The 15,086-nt window shown below is 69.1% G+C and carries 11 protein-coding genes; 3 read left to right on the top strand and 8 right to left on the bottom strand.

Features of this window, described 5'->3' with window-relative positions:
- Window positions 1-14: 14 nt before the first annotated feature.
- The 4 genes from ACN9MV_RS29920 to ACN9MV_RS29905 form a co-directional block, all read right to left on the bottom strand.
- Window positions 15-812, bottom strand: coding sequence for a hypothetical protein (locus ACN9MV_RS29920; RefSeq protein WP_426390635.1), 798 nt, complete (start codon window positions 810-812; stop codon window positions 15-17).
- A gap of 151 nt (window positions 813-963) precedes the next feature.
- Window positions 964-2,325, bottom strand: coding sequence for a sigma-54-dependent transcriptional regulator (locus tag ACN9MV_RS29915; protein ID WP_426390634.1), 1,362 nt, complete (start codon window positions 2,323-2,325; stop codon window positions 964-966).
- Window positions 2,310-3,770, bottom strand: coding sequence for a sensor histidine kinase (locus ACN9MV_RS29910; protein WP_426390633.1), 1,461 nt, complete (start codon window positions 3,768-3,770; stop codon window positions 2,310-2,312). The genes ACN9MV_RS29915 and ACN9MV_RS29910 overlap by 16 nt, the downstream gene beginning before the upstream one ends.
- A 37-nt stretch (window positions 3,771-3,807) precedes the next feature.
- Window positions 3,808-5,340, bottom strand: a complete 1,533-nt coding sequence (locus ACN9MV_RS29905) for a class I adenylate-forming enzyme family protein (RefSeq protein WP_426390632.1) — start codon at window positions 5,338-5,340, stop codon at window positions 3,808-3,810.
- Between the two features lie 179 nt (window positions 5,341-5,519).
- Between ACN9MV_RS29905 and ACN9MV_RS29900 the strand changes: the two genes are divergently transcribed.
- Window positions 5,520-6,017 (top strand): hypothetical protein, encoded by a 498-nt coding sequence (locus tag ACN9MV_RS29900; RefSeq protein ID WP_093057747.1) that lies wholly within the window; start codon window positions 5,520-5,522, stop codon window positions 6,015-6,017.
- Window positions 6,018-6,032: 15 nt separating this feature from the next.
- Here the strand turns inward: ACN9MV_RS29900 and ACN9MV_RS29895 are convergent, their stop codons facing one another.
- From ACN9MV_RS29895 to ACN9MV_RS29885, 3 genes are read right to left on the bottom strand one after another with little or no spacing between them, the layout of a single operon-like run.
- Window positions 6,033-7,475: an efflux transporter outer membrane subunit gene (locus tag ACN9MV_RS29895; protein ID WP_426390631.1), complete on the bottom strand. Its 1,443-nt coding sequence runs from the start codon at window positions 7,473-7,475 to the stop codon at window positions 6,033-6,035.
- Between the two features lie 5 nt (window positions 7,476-7,480).
- Window positions 7,481-10,618, bottom strand: a complete 3,138-nt coding sequence (locus tag ACN9MV_RS29890) for an efflux RND transporter permease subunit (protein WP_426390630.1) — start codon at window positions 10,616-10,618, stop codon at window positions 7,481-7,483.
- A 13-nt stretch (window positions 10,619-10,631) separates the two neighbouring features.
- Complete coding sequence (locus ACN9MV_RS29885) at window positions 10,632-11,822, bottom strand: efflux RND transporter periplasmic adaptor subunit (RefSeq protein WP_093079107.1); 1,191 nt, start codon at window positions 11,820-11,822, stop codon at window positions 10,632-10,634.
- Window positions 11,823-11,960: 138 nt separating this feature from the next.
- On the opposite strand from ACN9MV_RS29885, the gene baeS reads away from it, so the two are divergent.
- Both baeS and ACN9MV_RS29875 read left to right on the top strand, forming a co-directional pair.
- Window positions 11,961-13,346, top strand: coding sequence for a sensor histidine kinase efflux regulator BaeS (gene baeS / locus ACN9MV_RS29880; RefSeq protein ID WP_426390629.1), 1,386 nt, complete (start codon window positions 11,961-11,963; stop codon window positions 13,344-13,346).
- Window positions 13,343-14,047, top strand: a complete 705-nt coding sequence (locus ACN9MV_RS29875) for a response regulator (protein ID WP_426390628.1) — start codon at window positions 13,343-13,345, stop codon at window positions 14,045-14,047. The genes baeS and ACN9MV_RS29875 overlap by 4 nt, the downstream gene beginning before the upstream one ends.
- A 53-nt stretch (window positions 14,048-14,100) precedes the next feature.
- Here ACN9MV_RS29875 and lipA read toward each other — a convergent pair whose 3' ends face one another.
- Window positions 14,101-15,084, bottom strand: a complete 984-nt coding sequence (gene lipA / locus ACN9MV_RS29870) for a lipoyl synthase (protein ID WP_426390627.1) — start codon at window positions 15,082-15,084, stop codon at window positions 14,101-14,103.
- Window positions 15,085-15,086: the final 2 nt, after the last annotated feature.

Here is a 15,086-nt window from a genome sequence, read left to right as displayed (position 1 = left end):
GCTGGACTGGAAGATCAGGATGCCGGCATCGGGGCCGGTGGCGCCATCAGCGGCGCGTATGGCGCGGGGCCGGCGCCCCTCGCGCCGCGGGGGCCGCCGGGGCCTCGGTGCGCAGGCACCAGCCCCGGGCCGCCGAACACCTCGCGCACCGTGTCCGCGGTCGGACCCATGCTGGTGGCCTCCAACGCCGTGCCCTGTGCGCCGCGCGTGCCCCAGCCGCGCGCATGGAACTGGGCGCCGGGCTGCAGTTGCGCGCCGTACATCGCGCCGATGTGCGGCGGAAAGCGCACGGTGGTCTTGTCTGCAAGCAGCACGCCGTGTACGTCGCCACGGTCGGTGTACAGCAGGCGATCGATGCGCCCGCCCGCCGACAGGGCAACGAGCGCGCCCGGTTCGCGCGGCGGCGGGGCCATGCCGGGCACCGGCGGCTCGTCGGTCACGCTGCGGCCGTTGGCGGCGAGCGACTGCATGCGCACCACCGGCACGCCGGGTGCGCGCCAGCCGCTGACCTGCACCGTATCGCCGGGCCTGAGTACCTGCATTACGGCGGCCGAGAGGTGCGGCGGAAATGCGACCTGCGTGCCGTCGGCCAGCAGCAGCCCGTCGGCCTCGCCGTTCGGGTTGAGCAGCCATTGCTGCACGCGGCCGCTGGCGACCGTGCCCGCTGTCGGCACGGCGTGTGGCAGTGGCGCGGTGGCGCCGGGCCGCTGCGGGGGGATCGGTCCGCCCGGTGATGGGGGCGGCATCTGGGCGAAGGCGGCGCTGCCGGCCAGCAGGCAGGCGGCGGCGATGAAGGTGATGCGGGGTGTCATGGTCAGTTCCTTGTGTGGATGGATGCCCAAGGACATCTCACACAACGTGCCAGCTCACGAATCCTTTGAAATCAACGACTTGCGTGCGTCCGGCGGCTTGCTGCCGCATGATCCGGAGACACCGGGTGTCCGGTTTGCGGACACCTGCGGCTCATTCGAGCCCGTACTGCGCCAGCTTGCGATACAGCAGTTGCCGGTGAATGCCCAGCCGGCGTGCCGTTTCGGCGCGGTTGCCCTGCGTCTGTGCGAGCGCGTGCGCGATCAGCAGGCGCTCGAGCCTCTCGACGGCGGCTGGCAGTTCGCCCTCGAGCCAGTCGGCGGGCAGCGTGGCGGGGGCTTCGCCGGGAGCCGCGGCACCGAGCGCGAGGTCCAGGTCCGCGCCGCCGATCACGCGGTGCCGCACCAGCGCCTGGCAGCGCTCCATCACGTTGCGCAGCTCCCGCACGTTGCCCGGCCACGGGTGGCTCAGCAGCCGCTGCGCCGCCTCGGCCGACAGCGCCTTGGGCACGGCATCGGGCGCACCCTGCAAGGCGGCGCGGCGCAGGAAGTGCTCCGCCAGCGGAATGATGTCGGCCAGTCGCTCGCGCAGCGGCGGCATGCGGATCGACAGCACGTCGAGCCGGTACAGCAGGTCTTCCCGGAAGCGTCCTTCGCGCACGGCGGCGGCCAGGTCGCGGTGCGTGGCAGCGACCACGCGCACGTCGACCTTCACCGTCTTGTGGCTGCCCAGCGGCGTGACTTCGCCCTCCTGCAGGGCGCGCAATATCTTGGCCTGCACGTCCAGCGCCATGTCGCCGATCTCGTCGAGCACCAGCACGCCGCCGTCGGCCGCGCGAAAGCACCCGGGCCGCTCGCCGGTGGCACCGGTGAAGGCGCCGCGCATGTGGCCGAAGAGTTCGCTTTCGAGCAGTTCCTTCGGAATGGCCGAGCAGTTGACGGCCACGAAAGGGCGTTCGGCGCGGGCCGAGTAGCGGTGCAGGGCGCGCGCCACCATTTCCTTGCCGGTGCCTGTCTCGCCGAGCACCAGCACCGGCATCGCGTTGGCGGCGGCCAGGCCGATGCGCTTGTGCACCTCGCGCATCGCCTGGCTCGGGCCGATCAGGTCGGTGTCGTCGTCCCCGGTGTTGCTGGCCGATGGCGAGGCTGCCGTGTGCCGCTGCAGCGCGCGTTCCAGCACCTCGCGCACCGCCTCGCGGCTGATCGGCTTGGCCAGGTGGTCGAAGGCACCCAGCCGCATCGCCTCGATGGTGTTGCCCGCGCTCGAGAACGCGGTGAGCACGATCACCGGCGGCAGCCGCGCCATGCGCGCCTGCAGGGCCGCAAGCGTCTGCAGGCCATCCATTCCGGGCATGCGGTGGTCGAGGAACACGGCGTCGAAGCGCTCGCGCGACAGCGTCTCGATGGCCTCGTTGCCGCTGGCGACGGCGACCGTCTCGTGGCCCAGGCCCTGAAGCGTTTCGGCCAGCGTGTCGCGGAAGGCGTCGTCGTCGTCGACGATCAGGAGGTGCGCCATGGAAGTTCCAGTTCGAAGCGGGTGCCCGGTGTCAGCGGCACATGATGCAAGTCACCGCTGTGCGCCAGCGCCACCTCGCGCGCCAGCGCCAGGCCCAGCCCGGTGCCGTCGGCACGGCCGGTGGCGAAGGGCTCGAACAGGCTGGCCTGCAGCGATTCGGGCACGCCGGGGCCGTCGTCGTCCACGCGGATGGCCAGCGTGCGCGCATCGGGCTGCAGGGCCGAGAGCACGACGTGGCCGCCGCGCGGCGCATGGCGCACCGCGTTGTCGAGCAGGTTGTCGACCGCGCGCGCCAGGTGCACCGGGTCGAACACGGCGCTGGCGGGCGTGTCGTGCTGCAGCGTGACCTGCACGCCGGCGGCATCGGCCTTGGGCGCCACGGCGGCCACACGCTCGTCGAGCCAGCGGTGCAGCTCCACTTTTACCGGTGCCAGCGTCACCGGCTGCACGAGCGCAAGAAGGCTCTGCACCAGCCCATCGAGCCGGTCGATCTGCCCGACGATCACGCGCAGTGCCTCGCCCTGCTTCTCGGGCGTGGCGGCCAGCGCGTTCTCGGCCTTCAGCCGCATGGTGGCGATGGGGTTGCGGATCTCGTGCGCGATGCCGCCCGTCATGCGGCCCAGCGCGGCCAGGCGCTGGTCGCGGCTGCGCTGCTGGGCGGCCGCGCGCAGGTGGGCGCGGGCCTCCTCGAAGCGCTGGCGGTAGTGGTTGAAGCCGTCGACGATGCGGTCGAGCTCGAGCACGCCGGTGCGAGGCAGCTCGGGCATGGCGCCGCCGTCGGCATCGGCCTGCGCCAGCCGGTTTTCCAGGCGTTGCACGTGGCGCAGTCCGCGCAGCAGGATGAAGCCCAGCCACAGGCCCGAAGCCAGCACCAGCAGCAGCAACACGCCCAGCCCGGTGCGCAGGCTGTCCTGCGCAGCCAGCGCACCGCCGTTGGTGCGGGTCATGGTCCAGGCCGCCAGGTCGTTGCCCGGCGCCGCCAGCGGACAGGCCGCGACGATCAGCGCCTCGCGGCTGCCGCGCACCACGTCGGTCTGCGGCTGTTGCGTGCGGGCCGCGAGCTGCGCCATTTCGGCGATCAGCGGCTGCTCGGCGGCAGGCACGTCGCGCTTCACGCCGCTGCCTTCGTAGGTGGGGTAGGCGTAGGCCAGCTGGCCGCCGCTGGCCTGCCACACGCCGCCTTCGACGTGCGGCGCCTCGACCAGCACCAGCTGCAGCAGCACTTGCAGCAGGTCGACCTGGGGTTGTGCGGGGGCAGGCGCGGTGGCCGACCTGGCATAGCGCGCGGCGATGGCCCGGCACGACTGCTCGGTGGCCGTGCGCCCCGCCGCCACCTGCGCCCCCGCACTGCTGCGGTACAGCGTCAGCATCACCACGGCCAGCGCGGCGCACATGCCGAACAACAGCACCCAGAAGAACAGCAACTGACCGCGCAGGGATTTCATCTGGCGCGGTCCTGCTCCGCCTTCGGGCTGCTGCGCATCAGCCGTGGTCACGTTCACGCAGTTCGCGCTTGAGCACCTTGCCGATGGCGCTGCGCGGCAGCTCGTCGATGAAGCTCAGCCGCGCCAGGCGCTGCGTCTTGCCGAGCTGCGCGTTGGTCCATTGCAGCAGCGCGTCTTCGCTCGTGGCGTCGCCCTCGCGGCGCACCACGAAGGCCACCGGCGTCTCGCCCCATTGCTCCGACGGTACGCCGACCACCGCCACGTCGGCCACTGCCGCATGGCCGCGCAGCACGGCCTCGAGGTCGCTCGGGTAGATGTTGAAGCCGCCGCTGATGATCATGTCCTTCTTGCGGTCGAACAGCGTGAGGAAGCCGTCGGCGTCGAAGCGGCCCACGTCGCCGGTGCGGATGAAGCGCTTGCCGGTGGCGTCGAACCACTCGGCCTCGCGCGTCTTCTCGGGCTGGCGGTGGTAGCCGGTCATCATGCCGCCCGAGTGGCCCACCACCTCGCCGGCCACCTCGGTGTTGCCGCGCGGCAGCTCGTTGCCTTCCTCGTCGATCAGGCGGATGTCGCTGCCCTCGGCGGGCTGGCCCACCGTGTGCAGCTTGGTCGGGTGCAGGTGCGCTTCCAGGATGCAGGTGCCGCCGCCTTCGGTCATGCCGTAGAACTCGATCAGCCCGCCGGGCCAGCGCTTGAGCACGTCGGCCTTGAGCGTGGCGTTGAAGGGCGCGCTGGTGCTGAATTTGTGGCGGAAGGAGGAGAGGTCGTGCTCGTCGAAGCGCGGGTGCGCCATCAGCCGCTGGTACTGCACCGGCACGAGCATGGTGTGCGTCACGCGGCGCTGCGAGGCCAGCTGCAGGTAGCCGAGCGCGTCGAACTTGGGCATCAGCACCACGCAGCCGCCGAAAGCCAGCGTGGGGAAGAACACCACCAGCGTGGTGTTGGAGTAGAGCGGCGTCGACAGCAGCGTGACGGTGTCGGTGCTGTATTCGTACCTGGCGCCGCGCTGCACGTGGGACCAGCGCATGCCGTGGCCCTGCACGATGCCCTTGGGCTCGCCGGTGGTGCCCGACGAATAGATGATGTTGAAGGCCCACGCGGGCTGCACCTCGACGGCCTCGGGCTGCGAACCGGCCGGCGCCAGCCAGCCTTCGATGTCGCGGCCGACCTGCGAGCCGTCGAGCGCGACGCGTGCAATGCTGCCTTCCTTCGCGGGGCCGATCACGTCGGCTGCCGATGCGTCACTGAACAGGATGCGCGCGTCGGCGTCGTCGATCATTCGGGCCAGGCTGGCGGGCGTGGAGCCGGGCGCCAGCGGGGCCACCGCGACGCCCGCGCGCAGCGCGCCCAGGAACACGGCCGCGTAGTTCACCGACGACGAGGCGCAGATGGCAATGGCGTCGCCCGCCTTGAGCCCGTCGCGCTGCAGGCTGGCCGCGACGCGGTCCATCAGCGCGTCGAGCGCGCGGTAGTCCAGCGTGCGCGTGGCATCCGCCAGCGCGGTGTGATCGGGGGTGTGTTGTGCGTGGAGGCGAACCAGATCGGCAATGGCGCCGAAACTGCGTTCCATAGAGGCTTGAACAGCGGGGTGCATGGGAGAGTCAGTCCTTCATCTTGGCCAGCCGGCAGGATAGCGGACCTGTTGCGCGTGGCCAGCGCCTGGGCGACGCCTGCCGGTGCAGGACACAGCGCCGTCAGTTGCCGATCAGGAAGGCGGGGCCACGATGCCCGACCACCAAGGAGCTCACCATGGGATTACTCGACATCCTCCAGCAGGCCATCGGCAACAACAGCAACAACGCCGAGGACCACATCGACCAGGTCGCGCAGCACGCCTCGCCCGGCGAACTTGGCGCGGGGCTCGCCGCAGCCATGCGCTCGGACCAGACGCCGCCTTTCGGCGACACGGTCGGCAAGCTGTTCGGCCAGTCGTCGCCCACGCAGCAGGCTGGTGTGCTCAACCAGATCCTGGCCACGCTGGGCCCGGCCGCCGCCTCGGCGCTGGCCGGCGGCGTGCTCGGGCGCGTGCTGCAGCCGGGGCAGACGCAGGTCACGCCCGACCAGGCCTCGCAGCTGTCGCCCGCGCAGGTGACCGAGATCGCCACGCATGCCGAGCAGCAGCATGCGGGCGTCATCGACGAGGTGAGCCAGTTCTACGCGCAGCACTCGGGGCTGATCAAGACACTGGGCGGCGCGGCCATCGCCATCGCGCTGGCGAAGATGAAAGAGAACGCCACGCGCGGCTGAAAGACTCCGGGTCGATCAGCGTGCCGACGCCGTGGTTTCGGCCTGCACCGTGTCCCCGCCGCCCATCACCTTGTAGAGCGTGATGCGGTTGCTCTGCTCCGACAGCCGCAGGCCGATCAGCGTCTGCTGCGCCGTATACAGCGAACGCTGCGCGTCCAGCACTTCGAGAAAGCTGTAGCTGCCGCTGCGGTAGAGCGCGTTCGACAGCGTGTAGCTCGTCTGCGTGGCATCGACCAGCGATTGCTGCGCCGCAATCTGCTCGCCGATCGAACCGCGCGTGGCCAGCGCATCGGCCACTTCCCTGAACGCGGTCTGCACGGTCTTCTCGTAGGTGGCGAGGTCGATCTCGCGCTGCGCCTTCGCCGAGTCGAGGCTGGCGCGGTTGCTGCCGGCGTTGAAGATCGGCAGGCTGACCGACGGTGCGAAGCTCCAGGTGCTGTTGCCGCCCTTGAACAGGCCCGACAGCGCCGTGCTCGACGAGCCCGAGCTCGCGGTCAGCGAGATCGTCGGGAAGAAGGCCGCGCGCGCCGCGCCGATGTCGGCGTTCGAGCCCTGCAGCGTGTGCTCGGCGGCCAGTACGTCGGGCCGCTGCTGCAGCAGCGTCGAAGGCAGCCCCGCGGGCACGTCGACCAGTGCGCTGGCCGTAGCCATGCCTGCGGCCGGCAATAGCTCGTCCGGCACGGTGGCGCCGGCCAGCAGGTCCAGCGCGTTGCGGTCGAGCGCTACCTGCGCGGTGTAGCTGGCCACGTCCACGCGCGCCGAATCAACGGTCGTCTGCGCCTGGGCCAGCGACAGCGCCGAGCTGGCGCCCAGTTCATGCATGCGGCCGGTCAGCGCATACGTGCGCTGCTGGCTGGCCAGCGTGTCCTGCGCGAGCTTCAGCCGTTCGTTGTCCGCGGCCAGCGTGAGCCAGGCCGAGGCGACTTCCGCCACCAGGCTGATCTGCGTGCTTCGGGTCGTGGCCTCGGTCGACAGGTAGCTTTGCAACGCCGCCTCGTTGAGGTTGCGCACACGGCCGAACAGGTCGAGCTCGTAGCTGCTGAAGCCCAGCGACGCGCTGTATGTCGAGCCGATGGACGATTCGCCGCTGCTGCTTGTTGCCGCCGAGGTGCGCGCGCGGGTGGCACCCGCCGTGGCCGCGATGCTGGGGAACAGTTCGGCGCGCTGCACGCCGTATTGCGCGCGCGCCTTCTCGATGTTCTGCACCGCCACGCGCAGGTCGCGGTTGTTGGCCAGCGCGAGCGCGATGGTGCGGCGCAGCCGGTCGTCGGTGATGAAGCTCTGCCAGCCGGTGGTGGCGGAGACGGTTGCATCCTTGGCCTCCTTCGCACCCGTGGAGGCGGGCCAGGTGGCGGGCACCGGCGCTTCGGGCCGCGAGTACACGGGCGCGAGGTTGACGCAGCCGGCCAGCAGCGCGGCTGCAACGAGTGCGGAGAGTCTGAAATGAATTCGGGTCATGGCGTTCATGCCTCAGGCAGCACGGTCAGCGGGGATGCCGCCGCGGGTTTTTTCTTTTGCGCGAAGAAGCGCCGGATCACGACGAAGAACAGCGGCACGAAGAAGATGCCCAGCGCGGTGGCGGTCGCGATGCCGCCGAGCACGCCCACGCCGATGGCGCGGCGGCTGCCCGAGCCCGCGCCGGTGCTGAGTGCCAGCGGCAGCACGCCGAACATGAAGGCCAGCGAGGTCATGAGGATGGGCCGCAGCCGCAGGCGCACGGCCTGCAGCGTGGCATCGACCAGCGCAACGCCTTCGTCCTGAAGCTGCTTGGCGAATTCCACGATCAGGATCGCGTTCTTCGCCGACAGCCCCACCGTGGCCAGCAGCCCCACCTGGAAGTACACGTCGTTCGACAGCCCCGCCAGCTTCGTGGCCAGCACCGCGCCCAGCACGCCCAGCGGCACCACCAGCATCACCGAGAACGGCACAGACCAGCTCTCGTAAAGCGCGGCCAGGCACAGGAACACGAACAAAATCGACACCGCGTAGAGCAGCGGCGCCTGTGAGCCCGACAGGCGTTCCTGATACGAGCTGCCGGTCCATTCGTAGCCGATGCCCTGCGGCAGCTGCTTCATGATGTTTTCCACCGCATCCATTGCTGCACCCGAGCTCACGCCCGCGGCGGGGTCGCCGATCAGCTCGAACGACGACATGCCGTTGTAGCGCGACAGCTGCGGCGAGCCGTACGTCCAGCGGCTGCTGGCGAAGGCCGAGAACGGCACCATCTCGCTGCTGGCGTTGCGCACGTACCAGCTGTTCACGCTATCAGGCTGCATGCGGAAGGGCGCGTCGGCTTGTACGTAGACCTTCTTCACGCGGCCGTTGTTGATGAAGTCGTTCACGTAGCTGCCGCCCATGGCGCTCGACAGCGTGTCGTTGATGTCCGAGGTCGACAGGCCCAGCGCCGCGGCCTTGCGGTCGTCGATGTCGATGGCGAACTGCGGTGTGTCGTCCAGGTTGTTGCTGCGCACCTGGCTCAGCGCGGGGTCTTTCTTGGCCAGGGCCAGGAACTGCTCGCGCGCCTGTGCCAGCGCATCGTGGCCGATGCCGCCCAGGTCTTGCAGCTGCACGTCGAAGCCCGCGTTCGAGCCCAGGCCGCGCACGGCCGGCGGCAGCATCACGAACACGTTGGCGTTGCTGGTGCGCGCGGCCATCTCCATCGTGAAGCGGCGCGACAGCGATGCGGCGTCTTGCCCGTCGCCGCCGCGTTCGCTCCAGTCCTTCAGCGTGATGAAGGCATTGCCCGTGGCCTGGTCGCCGCTCAGGCCGGTCAGCGTGATGAAGTGGGCAACCTCTTTTTGTGAGGACAGGTATTGCTCGAAGCTCTTCATGGTCTGCTGCAGCTGCTCGTCGGTGGCGCTGGCGGGCAGCTTCACCTGGGCCATCAGCGTGCCTTGGTCTTCGTCGGGCAGGAACGAGGTGGGCAGGCGCATGAAGGTCACGGCCAGCACGCCCACCAGCAGCGCGTACACCAGCAGGCTGCGCTTGCCGCGCCGCAGCAGGCCGCCGACGCCCGAGCGGTAGCGGTCTGCATTGCGCTCGAAGTTGCGGTTGAACCAGCCGAAGAAGCCGCGCTTCTCCTGATGCTGGCCGGCCTCCACGGGCTTGAGCAGCGTGGCGCACAGTGCCGGCGACAGCGTAAGCGCCACCAGCACCGACAACAGCATGGCCGCGACGATGGTCACCGAGAACTGGCGATAGATCACGCCCGTCGAGCCGCCGAAGAAAGCCATGGGAATGAACACCGCCGACAGCACCAGTGCAATGCCCACCAGCGCGCCGGTGATCTCGCGCATCGACTTGCGCGTGGCTTCCTTCGGCGAGAGCCCTTCCTCGGTCATGAGCCGCTCGACGTTCTCCACCACCACGATGGCGTCGTCCACCAGGAGGCCGATGGCCAGCACCATGCCGAACATGGTCAGCGTGTTGATCGAGTAGCCCAGCAGCGCCAGCACGCCGAAGGTGCCCAGCAGCACCACCGGCACCGCGATGGCGGGCACCAGCGTGGCGCGCAGGTTCTGCAAAAAGAGGTACATGATCAGCACGACCAGCACCATCGCCTCGCCCAGCGTCTTGGCCACTTCCTCGATGGAGATGCGCACGAAGGGCGTGGTGTCGTAGCCGACCACGGCCTTCATCTGGTTGGGGAAGAAGGGCGCCAGCTCCGCGAGCTTGGCCTTCACCGCGTTCGACACCGTGAGCGCGTTGGCGCCGGTGGCCAGCTTCACGCCCATGCCGGACGACGGCTTGCCGTCGAAGCGCGAGCTGACGGTGTAGCTCTCGCTGCCGAGCTCGATGCGCGCGACGTCGCCCAGCCGCACGATCGCGCCGCTGCTGCTGTCCGACTTGACGATCACCTCGCGGAACTGGTCGGCGGTGCGCAGCTTGCTGCGCGCGGTGATGGTCGCGGTGAGCCGCTGGCCCGCGGCCGCCGGCAGCGCGCCGAGCTGGCCGGCCGAGACTTCGGTGTTCTGGCTGGTGAGCGCGCTGGTCACGTCCGAGGGCATCAGCGAATACTTCTGCAGCCTGGCGGGGTCGAGCCAGATGCGCATGGCATAGCCCGAACCCAGCGTCTGCACGTCGCCCACGCCGTCGATGCGGCTGAGCACGTCGAGCAGGCTGCTGGAGATGTAGTCGCCGATGTCGGTGGCCGAGGCGCTGCCGTCCTGCGAGACCAGCGAGACGATCATCAGGAAGTCGGTGCCCGACTTGGTGACCGTCACGCCCTGGCTCTGCACCGATTGCGGCAACTGCGACTCGGCCTGCTGCAGCTTGTTCTGCACCTGCATCTGCGCCACGTCGGCGTTGGTGCCGGCCTCGAAGGTGAGCTCGATGCGCGCGGTGCCCGACGAGGTGCTGCTCGACGACATCGAGACGAGCCGGTCGAGGCCCTTCATCTTCTGCTCGATCACCTGCGTGACCGAGTCCTCGATGGTCTTGGCCGAGGCGCCGGGGTAGGTCGCGTTGATGGAGACCTTGGTGGGTGCGATGTTGGGGTATTGCTCCAGCGAAAGCGTGGCAATGGACAGCCCGCCGGCAAGCATGATGACGATGGCGATGACCCACGCGAAGATGGGCCGGTCGATGAAGAAGCGTGCCATGTGCGTTGCTTCCTCAGCGGCTGGTGCCGGCGCTTGCCGCGCTGGCCACCGTTGCGGTGGTGTCGGCGGTCACGGGTTTCACTGTGTCGCCCACTTTGACTTTGAGCGAGCCCTCGACGATCACGCGCTCGCCCGCCTTCAGCCCGTCGGTCACCTGCCAGCGGTTGCCGACAGCGCGCGACACCTTCAGCGCGCGCTTCTCGACCTTGTTGTCGGCAGTGACCACCAGTGCCGATGCATCGCCGCTGGCCGTGCGCGTCACCCCCTGCTGCGGCACCAGCAGCGCCCGTTCGGCCACGCCCTCTTCGAGCACTGCGCGCACGTACATGCCGGGCAGCAGCGTGCGTTCGGGGTTCGGCACCAGGATGCGTAGCGTGACCGCGCCCGTGCCTTCGCTGACGGTGACGCTCGCGAACTGCAGGCGCCCGGCGTGGGCGTAGACCGTGCCGTCTTCCAGCAGCAGCTTCACGGAGGCTTCGCTCTTGTCGCTGCTGCTCTTGAGCGTGCCGGCCGCCAGTTCGCGCTGCAGCCGCAGCAGATCGGTGGTCGATTGCGTCACGTCGACATGGATCGGGTCGAGCTGCTGCACGGTGGTGAGCGCGGTGGTCTGGCTGGCCGTGACCAGCGCGCCCGGCGTGACCGTCGAGGCCTCGATGCGCCCAGCGATCGGCGCGGTGATACGTGTGAAGCCGAGGTTGATGCGCGCCGTGTCGAGCGAGGCGCGGGCCACGCCGAGTTCGGCCTCGGCCTGCTGCAGCGTGGCCTGGCTGTCGTCGTTGGTCTGCTGGCTGACGGCGTCGATCTTCGCGAGTTCGGCATTGCGGCGCGCGGTGACCTTCGCGGAGTTGACCGTGGCCTCGGCCTTGGCGACGCTGGCCTGCGCGCTGGCGTAGGACGCCTTGTAGCTGGCGGGGTCGAGCTGGTAGAGCACCTGCCCGGCCTTGACCAGCGCACCTTCTTCGAACAGGCGCTGCTGCACGATGCCGCCGACCTGCGGGCGGATCTCGGCGCTCAGGCGGGCGCGGGTGCGGCCCGACAGCTCGGTGGTGATCGGCTGGTTCTCGGGCTGGATGGTGACCACGCCGACTTGCGCGGCGGGGAGCTGGGGCGGTGCGGAAGAAGAGCCGGAGCATCCCGCGATCGCGCCCAGCAGGCCGAAGGCCAGGGCGCACGCGAGGCCGGTGCGGATGAAGCGGGAAGACATGTTCAGAAGATTCCAATCGGGTTTGGAATCCATGGTCTTCAGTGAATGTGGAGCGAATGTGGAGGTCCCTGCGGCATGCACGGCCATGGGCGCCGAGTGCACCGCGCGGGCCTCATCTGGCTTATCTTGTGGCCCTTCATGAAGATCAGCATCACCACCAAGCTCTTTCTCGCCGTGCTGGCCACCGCCGTGCTGGCCGTGGTCGCGATGGGCGCGGCCTCGCGCTGGAACTTCGAGCGCGGCTTTGTCGGCTACCTCAACGAGCAGGGCGTGGAGCGGCTCGACTCCGTGCTGCCGAACGCCGTCGCGGCCTACCGGCAGAACGGCAGCTGGGACTTCCTGCGAGACGACCCTGGCCCCTGGTTCGAGATCATGCGGCCCGCGCCTTCCGCCTCGGGCGAGCGCTTCGAGCCGGGGCGCACCCCGGCGCTGGTGTCCGACCTGACGGGCGCCGTGCTGCGCATCGCGCTGCTCGATACGGACAGGAAGGTGATCGTGGGCTTCAGGGAGATTCGCAAGGGTGCCATTGAACGCGCCGTGGTGGTCGACGGCAAGACCGTGGGCTGGGTCGCGATGATGCCGTTCCAGAGCGTGAGCGAGGCCGGCGACCAGCGCTTCCAGAAAAACCAGCTGCGCGCGAGCTGGGTCATCGGCAGCCTGTGCGTGCTGCTGGCCGCGGGCATCGCATGGTGGATCGCGCGGGTGCTGCTCGCGCCCGTCAAGCGTGTGGCGGCGGCCACGCACCGATTGACATCGGGCGACTACGCGAGCCGCGTGGCGGTGGCATCGCACGATGAGGTGGGGCAACTGGCGCGCGACTTCAATTCGCTGGCCTTCACGTTGCAGCGCAACGAGCGGATGCGCCGCGAGTTCATGGCCGACGTGTCGCACGAGCTGCGCACGCCGCTGGGCGTGCTGCACGGCGAGCTGGAGGCGATGGAGGACGGCGTGCGCCGCCTCGATGCGCAGGCCGTGCGCTCGCTGCAGCACGAAGTGGGCATGCTCAACAAGCTGGTGACCGACCTGTACGACCTGTCGATGGCGGACGTGGGCGCACTCGCGTACCGCAAGGCCGACATCAACCTGCGCGAGCTGCTGGAGCTGAGCGTGGATTCGTTCCGCGAGAGGCTGGCTTCGGCTGGCCTGCGACTGGAGCTGGTGCTGCCCGCGCAGCCGCTGATGATGTTCGCCGACGAGCGGCGCATGCAGCAGCTCTTCAGCAACCTCGTGCTCAACGCCTGCCGCTATACCGACGCGGGCGGCGTGCTGCGCATCGAGGCGCGCGAGGCCGACAACCAGATCGCGATCGATCTCATGGATTCGGCGCCGGGCGTCGACGCGGCGCTGCTGCCGCGCCTGTTCGAGCGCTTTTTCCGCGGCGAGGGTTCGCGCAACCGGGCCAGTGGCGGCGCGGGGCTCGGCCTTGCCATCTGCCGCAGCATCGTCGAAGCGCATGGCGGCACCATCGAGGCCAAGGCTTCACCGCTGGGCGGGCTGTGGATTGCGGTGCGGCTACCGCAATGAACGACACGACCATGGCAACTGCTTCTTCTTCGTCCGCGCACATCCTGATCGTCGAGGACGAGCCGCGCATGGCGGCGCTGCTCGCCGACTACCTCCAGGCCTCGGGCTACACCTCGCAATGGATCGCCAACGGGCTGGAGGTTGTGCCCTCCGTGAAGGCTCGCCGGCCGGACCTTGTGCTGCTCGACCTGATGCTGCCCGGACAGGACGGCATGAGCGTGTGCCGCGAGCTGCGGTTGTTCAGCGAGGTGCCCGTCATCATGCTCACGGCGCGCGTCGAGGAGGCCGACCGCCTGATGGGCCTCGAGATCGGCGCTGACGACTACATCTGCAAGACGCCATTCAGTCCGCGCGAGGTGGTGGCGCGCGTGAAGGCGCTGCTGCGCCGCAGCGGCTATGCGTCGCGCGAGGCATCGCCCCTGCAGATCGACGAGCAGACGTACAAGGCGACGCTGCACGGCACCCCGCTGGGGCTCACGCCGATCGAGTTCCGCCTGCTGAAGGCGCTGGCCGATGCTCGGGGCCGCGTGCTGTCGCGCGACAAGCTGCTCGACCATGTGCATGCAGACCAGCGCGCGGTGACCGATCGGGCGGTGGACAGCCATGTGAAGAACCTGCGCCGCAAGCTCGATGCGGCGAGCCGGGGGCAGGAGTTGATACGGTCGATCTATGGGGTGGGGTACCGGCTCGATCTTCTCTGAATAGAAAAAGGCCCTCGATGGGGCCTTTCTTCTCTTTGCTGTCTTCGAAACGGTCAGACGCCGGCGGCGTGGGCCTGCTGATCGGCGTGATAGCTGGACCGCACCATCGCACCCACCGCCGCATGGCTGAAGCCCATCTTGTAGGCCTCTTCCTCGAACATCTTGAAGGTGTCGGGGTGCACGTAGCGGCGCACCGGCAGGTGCGAGCCCGACGGCGACAGGTACTGGCCGATGGTCAGCATGTCGATGTCGTGGGCGCGCATGTCGCGCATGACCTGCAGGATTTCCTCGTCGGTCTCGCCCAGGCCGACCATGATGCCGCTCTTGGTCGGCACGTTGGGGTGCAGCGCCTTGAACTTCTTCAGCAGGTTCAGGCTGAACTGGTAGTCGCTGCCGGGGCGCGCTTCCTTGTAGAGGCGCGGCGCGGTTTCGAGGTTGTGGTTCATCACGTCCGGCGGGGCGGCCTTGAGGATCTCGAGGGCGCGGTCGTCGCGGCCGCGGAAGTCGGGCACCAGGATCTCGATCTGCGTCATCGGCGAGAGCTCGCGGATGTTCTTGATGCAGTCGACGAAGTGCTGGCTGCCGCCGTCGCGCAGGTCGTCGCGGTCGACACTGGTGATCACCACGTACTTCAGGCGCAGCTTGGCGATGGTCTTGGCGAGGTTGAGCGGCTCGTCCTTGTCGAGCGGGTCGGGGCGGCCGTGGCCCACGTCGCAGAACGGGCAGCGGCGCGTGCACTTGTCGCCCATGATCATGAAGGTGGCGGTGCCGTTGCCGAAGCATTCGCCGATGTTCGGGCACGAAGCCTCTTCGCAGACGGTGTGCAGGTTGCTCTCGCGCAGGATCTGCTTGATTTCGTAGAAGCGCGTGGTGGGGCTGCCGGCCTTGACGCGGATCCACTCGGGCTTCTTGAGCACTTCGCCGGTCTGCACCACCTTGACGGGAATGCGCGAGAGCTTGGCCGCCGCTTTCTGCTTGGCCAGGGGGTTGTAGTTTTCGGCGCTCTGGGCGTCGCGGACGACTTCTGTGGTGCTCATTG

The sequence above is a fragment of the Variovorax sp. R-27 genome, from assembly GCF_049913215.1.
Classification (GTDB): Bacteria; Pseudomonadota; Gammaproteobacteria; order Burkholderiales; family Burkholderiaceae_C; genus Variovorax.
This window is presented reverse-complemented; position numbering and strand designations above follow the sequence as displayed.

What these genes read in the sequence shown, in the direction of transcription:
- ACN9MV_RS29920 (WP_426390635.1), bottom strand. Translation starts at nt 812, where the DNA reads ATGACACCCCGCATCACCTTCATCGCCGCCGCCTGCCTGCTGGCCGGC.
- ACN9MV_RS29915 (WP_426390634.1), bottom strand. Translation starts at nt 2,325, where the DNA reads ATGGCGCACCTCCTGATCGTCGACGACGACGACGCCTTCCGCGACACG.
- ACN9MV_RS29910 (WP_426390633.1), bottom strand. Translation starts at nt 3,770, where the DNA reads ATGAAATCCCTGCGCGGTCAGTTGCTGTTCTTCTGGGTGCTGTTGTTC.
- ACN9MV_RS29905 (WP_426390632.1), bottom strand. Translation starts at nt 5,340, where the DNA reads ATGGAACGCAGTTTCGGCGCCATTGCCGATCTGGTTCGCCTCCACGCA.
- ACN9MV_RS29900 (WP_093057747.1), top strand. Translation starts at nt 5,520, where the DNA reads ATGGGATTACTCGACATCCTCCAGCAGGCCATCGGCAACAACAGCAAC.
- ACN9MV_RS29895 (WP_426390631.1), bottom strand. Translation starts at nt 7,475, where the DNA reads ATGACCCGAATTCATTTCAGACTCTCCGCACTCGTTGCAGCCGCGCTG.
- ACN9MV_RS29890 (WP_426390630.1), bottom strand. Translation starts at nt 10,618, where the DNA reads ATGGCACGCTTCTTCATCGACCGGCCCATCTTCGCGTGGGTCATCGCC.
- ACN9MV_RS29885 (WP_093079107.1), bottom strand. Translation starts at nt 11,822, where the DNA reads ATGTCTTCCCGCTTCATCCGCACCGGCCTCGCGTGCGCCCTGGCCTTC.
- baeS (WP_426390629.1), top strand. Translation starts at nt 11,961, where the DNA reads ATGAAGATCAGCATCACCACCAAGCTCTTTCTCGCCGTGCTGGCCACC.
- ACN9MV_RS29875 (WP_426390628.1), top strand. Translation starts at nt 13,343, where the DNA reads ATGAACGACACGACCATGGCAACTGCTTCTTCTTCGTCCGCGCACATC.
- lipA (WP_426390627.1), bottom strand. Translation starts at nt 15,084, where the DNA reads ATGAGCACCACAGAAGTCGTCCGCGACGCCCAGAGCGCCGAAAACTAC.